Raw genomic sequence first — 7,055 nt, 5'->3', positions numbered from 1 at the left:
AGTTAGAAACACCCCTTTTTTGAGACTGGACCGGAAACTCCCCCAAAGCCGCCCCCGGAGAAGAAATACAGCGGCAGCCCCACGCAGGCGGACGGATTCCGCCCCCCCCCTACAACTGGCGCCTGTAGGCTGCGGGGCTGATCCCCGTGGCCTTTTTGTAGACCTTGGTAAAATAAAAATAGTCCGGATAGCCCACCCTTTCCGCAATGGCCTCGATGCTATCATTGGTCGTGCGCAGGTATTCCTGGGCCTTCTGAATCCTTACCTCCATCAGATGTTCCCCAAAGCCTTTTCCGGTTCTCTTCTTTATGAGACTGCTGATGTAGCTTTCACTCATTTTAAACTCACCGGCAAGGGTGGCAAGCGTCAGTCCCTCTCCAAAATGCTCCTGGATATATTTTACCATATTCTGCACCTGGATTTTTTCCGACTGGTAGCCCTCATCCTCATTTTCTCCGGAAAGTTTTACCCCCCCCCCTGAATTTTTCCCGTCCAGTATGCCCTTCACCTTGGACAGATATTCTACCAGCTCCTGCTCCTCCACCGGTTTTACCAGATATCCGGCGCAGCCGTACTGCAGGGCCTTCCTGGCATATTCGAAATCCGTATAGCCGCTCACCAAAAGCACCTCCGCCCCCAGCCCTCTGTCCCTGATAGTCTGCAATAGTGACAGCCCGTCCATTCCCGGCATACGGATATCCGAAATGATCAGATCCGGATTGGTTCTGATAATCCGTTCCAAAGCCTGCTCCCCATCCTCGGCTTCCCCGCTGACGGCAAAGCCGTAATCACTCCAGTCAATCAGATTCTGCAGCGTCATCAGCGCCCAGGGTTCATCATCCGCTAAAAAAACATGATACATCTCTATCTACCTCCCGCCGGCAAAACCATTGTAATTTCCGTGCCTTCCCCGGCCCTGCTTTCCACCGTAAATTCAGCCGCCGTCCCGTAAAAAAGCCGCAGCCGCCTGTATACATTCAGGAACCCGATTCCGTGGCCGTCATCAGGAATTGTCCCTTCCCTGTCGTAGCATTCCATGGCCTGGCGCAGCTGTACAAGCGTCTCCTCGGGAAAGCCCTGGCCGTTATCCTTTACCACTGCCACGATTTTCTGTTCCGTCCCGCTCACGGCAACGTGCACCACGCCCCCATCCACCTTCGTTTCCAGGCCGTGGAGCACCGCATTTTCCACCAAGGGCTGAAGCAGCATTTTGGGAATTTTAACCAAATAGACTTCCCGGGAGGCTTCCACCTCCACCCTGTGTTTTCCGTTAAAGCGGTACTGGATGATTCTGGCATAACGCTGCAGATTTTCCAACGCCTCCCGCACGGTTACTGTTTCCTCTCCCTGTACGCTGTACCGGAAAAAGCTGGACAGCGCCATTGTCAGCTCCGCAATTTCCTTTTCCCCGTGATATAACGCCATTCCCCGGATACAGTTAAAGGTATTGTACAGGAAATGGGGATTGATCTGGCTCCGGTATGCAATCATTTCCGTCTGTTTTTTTGCATACTCCATCTCCAGATATTTCCGGTTGGATTCGATAATTTCCCCATTCAGCTTTTCGATATCATCCAGCATCTGGTTCATCTTATGGGCCATTTCCCCAATTTCATTCTCCTCCAGCACCTCAATACGCTGATGGGTATCCTCCGTAAAGCCCGCCATAAATGCCGTCTGGCGTGAAATGGGATAAATGATCCGCTTATACAGCATAGCGCACAGGAAAACCATCATGGAAACCACCGCCAAAAAGGTCACATAAGTGATGTTTCTCATCTGCTCCGCCCCGGTAAGCAGCGCTTTCTTGGGGATCACATTCACAATCCGCCAGCCCGTCGTGCCTATGTAATCCGCGTAGACAAGCCTTTTTTTATCCTCCAGCGCCGTCTCAAAATCCCCGTAATAATCTTCCCACTGCCCGGCTTTGACAATGGCCCTTCCATTGCCGTCCACAATTGCAATGGCCGAATCCCGGTTTAACAGCGCCCGATCCATGATCTCCTGCAGATTTCCCACATTGAATAAAAGGTAAGCGCTTCCCAGCAGCGTATAGCCGTCCGTCTCCTCCTTATAGATGGGAAGCCCCACCTCAAAACATGCCTGTTTCGTAGCTTCATCCCACATTCTGCCTGAAAAATTCAGCATTTCATTCAGTTCCAGCTCCGGCTTGTCCAGGAAAACATTTCCCAGCGCAAAAATCAGGTTTCCATCCTCATCATAAAAAATGATGTTTTCCAGGTTCCGGTTGATTCTCCGGTTCATTCCAACCATCCCCTGGACGCTCTCCAGCATTTCCCAGCGTTCATAGCTGTCCGCGGCTTCCAGAAAGGCAAGCACGGAATCATTTTTTACCACATTCATGTACATGTTCTGAAGATCCTCTTCGACCTGCTCCAGCTGCTCCCTGGCCTGTTTGTAAATGACCCTTGAGGAATTCCTGGACTGTTCCATTGTTGTGGAATTGGCAATATACCCGATGATCAGAAAGGACAGCAGCAGCACCATCCCCATAATGATAAAAATAGCAATATAATCATGGAGCAGCCGTTTCCGCCTTCCCCTGATTTTATCCGTTATGTACTGAAACATTTTCTGAAAGCCCCTTTTGTAACTTTTTCCTTATTTTACCACATCCAGGCCTGTTTGCACATACACCGGGGCCGCCTAATTCCGCCTGAGGCTGTTCCGCAAGCGGCGTTACGTCCATGTCCCGGCATCCCCGCCTTGCACCCGCGCCCTCCCTGTGCTAAAATAAAACCGCCTGATACCGGTTGATAATGGCCGTTTTCCTGCCCGTTTACAGATAAATACGGCACGGATCCAGCCAGCCGGCCAGTTGAAATATTTTTCAGGAGGTAATCACATGGATGGAGAACAGCGCAGGGAAGCCCTGCTTCAAATGCTGGGAGATGCCCGGGAGCCTTTGTCAGGATCCGCACTGGCCCGCAGGCTGGGAGTGAGCCGACAGGTCATCGTCCAGGATATCGCGCTCCTGCGGGCGACCAACCGGGATATTCTTTCCACCGCCAGGGGATATCTGCTCTATAATCCTGCCGGCACCCGTTGCAACCGCTGTTTTATGGTGTCCCACTCCACACAGCAGATTGCGGATGAACTGAATACCATTGTGGATCTGGGCGGCAAGGTGCTTGACGTGATCATCACCCATCCCATTTACGGCACCATTACAGTGAACCTGATAATTTCCAGCCGCAGGGATGTGCAGGAATTCGTCCGAAAAATCGCAACCAAACAGACCAAGCCTTTAAAGGAGCTTACCGATGACATCCATTACCATACGGTGGAGGCGGAAAGCGAGGAGGTCCTGGATTCCATTGAAAAAGCCCTTGCTGAAAAAAAATACTTGCTTTCGGCACCCTGATGTGCTATTTTATACCTCAAGGTGACAAGACACATGTAAACACATATGTAAATGCAGTTGTCACGGCATAGGGAACAATTTATGCCGTGGCATTTTTTCTGCAGTATTCTCTGCAAAAAAGCAGTAACCGTTCAGATAACCGGACTGCTGCAAAACATATCCTGCCGCCTGACTTGCATAAATATGCCCGCCAGGGCATCAGAGGGGATGAAGAATATGGAAAAAGTAAAGAAACTCTGCAACCGGATTTTTATTGACGGCCTTTCCGGCATGGCACAGGGACTGTTTGCCACGCTTCTGGTAGGCACCATCCTGGAACAGGTGGGCAACCTCATCGGCGGCACCATCGGCGCTTATATCATCGTCGTTGCCACCGTAGCCAAAAAGCTCACCGGCGCGGGAATCGGCATTGGTGTCGCCAGTAAATTCAAGGAGCCGCCTCTTGTGACCGTATCCGCCGCTGCTGCAGGCATGATCGGCGCATATGCCAAGACCATCATCGGCGGCACCATTCTGTCGGAGGGCATTTTTACCCTGGCAGGCGTGGGAGAACCGCTGGGCGCTTTTGTCGCCGCTTACCTGGCCGTGGAAATCGGCGGGCTGGTGGCCGGGAAAACAAAGGTTGATATCCTTGTAACACCCATTACCACGATTACCGTAGGCGCTGTTGTCGGTCTTTCCATCGGCGTTCCCATCGCCGCATTTATGACCAAGGTGGGCGAACTGATCAACTGGGGCGCCGTACAGCAGCCCTTCTGGGCAGGCATCATCGTTTCCGTCCTGATGGGCATTGCCCTGACGCTTCCTATCAGCTCCGCCGCCATCGGCGTATCGCTGAACTTAAGCGGAATTGCCGCAGGGGCCGCGGCCGTGGGCTGTGCGGCCAATATGGTCGGCTTCGCCGTCGCATCCTTCCGTGAAAATAAAACCGGCGGGCTGGTGGCGCAGGGGCTGGGCACCTCCATGCTCCAGATGCCAAACATCATCCGCAAGCCCGTGATCTGGCTTCCCGCCATTCTGGCCAGCGCCATCCTGGGGCCGATTTCCACCTGCGTACTCGGCATGACCAACAATGCCACCGGAAGCGGTATGGGGACCTGCGGCCTTGTAGGACAGATCATGGCGTTTCAGACCATGACCGGTGAAGGGATGGGTGCCGCCCTGGTACTTCTCCAGATCCTGCTGATGCATGTGGCTGCCCCTGCCATTCTGGCGCTGCTGTTTTCTGAGCTGATGCGGAAAAAGGGATGGATTAAGATGGGGGATATGAAGCTGGATATCTGATTTCAGCAAAATGGCAGACCGGAAATCTGCCCCACTGCCGCGAAGGCCAAATCCCCAATGCTGGCATAGCCGCCCGGCTCTTTGCCCACGGCAATAAATCTGAAAAATTTAAAACAATCCCGGTCCGCCTGTTGCTGCGGGACCGGGATTGTGTCTTTTTATATGGGTTCATAACTGTCTGGACTGCGATGCATTTAAGCACTCCTGAATCATTTTCTTACGGTCAGCGCAAAGCGCTGGCCTGCGCAGCTAAATACGCTGACCTGGTGAACAGTTACGTTTTCTTTTACATTTTATCTGCACATCACTTTGCAGAGCTTTTTATAAAAGGAAATCCCATACTTAATGAAAGTATGGTAACCTTCCAGCTTCAGTTCGGCATCATATTGCTTCTCTTCTATTTGCGCAAGCGCTTCTTCCGCCTTTTCCTCCAGCTGTGCATAGGTATCCGCCACTTTAAGCTCCATGATAATGGCAATCCCATCATAAGGGGCAGACAGGAGCAAAAGATCGCTTCTTCCCAGTCCGCTTTCACGGTTGGATTTGATGGTATAGCCATCCATCATTTTAAGCAGGCCTCCCAGGAAGCCATGGTAGTAATCCTCACGGTAATCATAAAAACTGATTGTCTCCATCAGGTTTACGGACAGCTCCCTTTCCAGCAGCTGTGTGTCCTTTTTCAGCAGCGCACTGTAAATCCCGGACAGATCCTTTTGCCTGATTTTTTTATCGAACCAGTCCAGAATCGTATTCTGGTATATATATTTTACTTCCAGGTTGGGAATTGCCAGCGTCAGGTAGGAGGTTACATCCTCCAGACGTTCCTCCACTTTTTTCAGGTATCCTGTAAAAAAAAGAAAATTCCAGAGATTATCCGACGTCTGGTAAATGTCCTCATAGGTAATATCCTCATGTACCGGTTTTTCAATGGTGCCTCCCGCTATCAGCGTTTCCATCTCCTGCTTTACGCTGCTGTCAGCGCGTTCCACCAATTCACGGATGATACTGTTTGATGAGGTATTTGCCCAGTATGGCCTGGGCAACGCATCCCTGTCCAGCCTCAGCTTATCTGCATACATCAGTATGCTCCAGGGATTATAGACCTCCGTCTTCCCGAACTTATAACCGTCATACCAGGCTTTTACTTCCTCCTTGCGACCTGTAATATCATAATACTGAAGCATCCTGTCCACTTCCGCCTGAGTAAAGCCAAACTGCTCGGAATAGCCTACATCAAGCAGCGATACCATTTTCAGGTTATTTAATCCTGTAAAAATACTCTCTTTGGAAATTCTCAGGCAGCCCGTTACTACTGCGAATTCCAGGTTTGGGTTTGTCTTTAACGCTGACTCAAACAGGGAACGGATAAAAGCTGTCATTTGCTGGTAAAAACCATTGAAATATGCATTCTCCAGAGGGACGTCGTACTCATCCAACAGGATTATCACATTATTACGGAATGCCTTTTTCAGACATCTTGACAGGAATTCCAGTGCCTTAACCCAATATGCGGCAGGAGCCTGCCTGTTAAGCATCTCCTGATATTGCTTTTTATCCGCCGGGCTTAAATTGGGGCTTTCCAATATATAACTATGTCTGTCAAATTCAGTAATGATTTCATCTGTCAGACAATTATATGCCAAATCCCAATTCGGCTGCTTTGCTGACTTCAGTGATAAACTGATTACCGGATACTGCCCCATATGTTTTGTATACAACTCGCCGGCTTCCATAATCCGTAAGCCTTCAAACAGACTGCTGTTATCCAATTCAGCGCCATTTTCATTAAAGGCCTTCTCAAAGTAATATTTCAGCATACTGAGGCTTAAGGTTTTCCCAAATCTGCGAGGGCGCATAAACAGGCTGACTTCGCTTCTGTTATCCAGCAATTCCTTTATGAACATAGATTTATCTACAAAATAAAAATTATTTTCACGCAGTTTTTTAAAATCCTCAATTCCAATAGGCAGCGTTCTTTCCATAAGCTTTCCTTTCTACCAACGAACAATGCTTCTCCTTACACTCCACTTAAAAGTATACCCTGATTTCCGGCTCTGCGCAATTCTGAAAACAGAAGTATACACGGATTAAAAAAGCTGCTGACTAAAAATGCACGGTTTGTAAATTTCTCCGCCTACTAAACAGAAAATTGCAAACATTTAATTACTTTTTCAGGATTCACAATACGAAGTTGGTACAGTGAACCATTCGGTATATCATATTTCCATAATATTGTAGCGGTTGAGTACACCAGGTCATAAAAGATTTGAGGATTAATATCAGGAAAAGCTTGAACACAAAGGCAATCAAATACCCCGCAGCTCTGCAAGCAACGAGGTATCAAACTTGCAGAGCTGCGGGGTATTTGACCCTCGCGGCAGTCGCC

The 7,055-nt window shown here is 49.6% G+C and carries 6 protein-coding genes; 2 read left to right on the top strand and 4 right to left on the bottom strand.

Annotated features, from left to right (window positions below; genetic code table 11):
* Positions 1-109: 109 nt before the first annotated feature.
* Positions 110-862: a response regulator transcription factor gene (locus tag HMPREF1548_RS12960; protein WP_021636639.1), complete on the bottom strand. Its 753-nt coding sequence runs from the start codon at positions 860-862 to the stop codon at positions 110-112.
* 2 nt (positions 863-864) lie between these two features.
* On the bottom strand, positions 865-2,592 hold the full coding sequence (locus tag HMPREF1548_RS12955; RefSeq protein WP_021636638.1) for a cache domain-containing sensor histidine kinase: 1,728 nt from the start codon (positions 2,590-2,592) through the stop codon (positions 865-867).
* A gap of 274 nt (positions 2,593-2,866) precedes the next feature.
* Here HMPREF1548_RS12955 and HMPREF1548_RS12950 point away from each other — a divergent pair, with 274 nt between their 5' ends.
* Together HMPREF1548_RS12950 and HMPREF1548_RS12945 are read left to right on the top strand one after the other, a co-directional pair.
* A complete protein-coding gene (locus HMPREF1548_RS12950; protein ID WP_021636636.1) occupies positions 2,867-3,385 on the top strand; it encodes a transcription repressor NadR in 519 nt (172 codons plus the stop codon).
* 216 nt (positions 3,386-3,601) lie between these two features.
* Positions 3,602-4,669, top strand: coding sequence for a PTS sugar transporter subunit IIC (locus tag HMPREF1548_RS12945; protein WP_025488964.1), 1,068 nt, complete (start codon positions 3,602-3,604; stop codon positions 4,667-4,669).
* A gap of 293 nt (positions 4,670-4,962) precedes the next feature.
* Here HMPREF1548_RS12945 and HMPREF1548_RS12940 read toward each other — a convergent pair whose 3' ends face one another.
* Together HMPREF1548_RS12940 and HMPREF1548_RS30225 are read right to left on the bottom strand one after the other, a co-directional pair.
* On the bottom strand, positions 4,963-6,651 hold the full coding sequence (locus HMPREF1548_RS12940; RefSeq protein WP_021636634.1) for an AAA family ATPase: 1,689 nt from the start codon (positions 6,649-6,651) through the stop codon (positions 4,963-4,965).
* 155 nt (positions 6,652-6,806) lie between these two features.
* On the bottom strand, positions 6,807-7,055 hold a 249-nt coding region (locus HMPREF1548_RS30225; RefSeq protein WP_207644061.1), incomplete at its 5' end, for a hypothetical protein.

It is taken from the genome of Clostridium sp. KLE 1755, assembly GCF_000466465.2.
Classification (GTDB): domain Bacteria; phylum Bacillota; class Clostridia; order Lachnospirales; family Lachnospiraceae; genus Eisenbergiella; species Eisenbergiella porci.
This window is presented reverse-complemented; position numbering and strand designations above follow the sequence as displayed.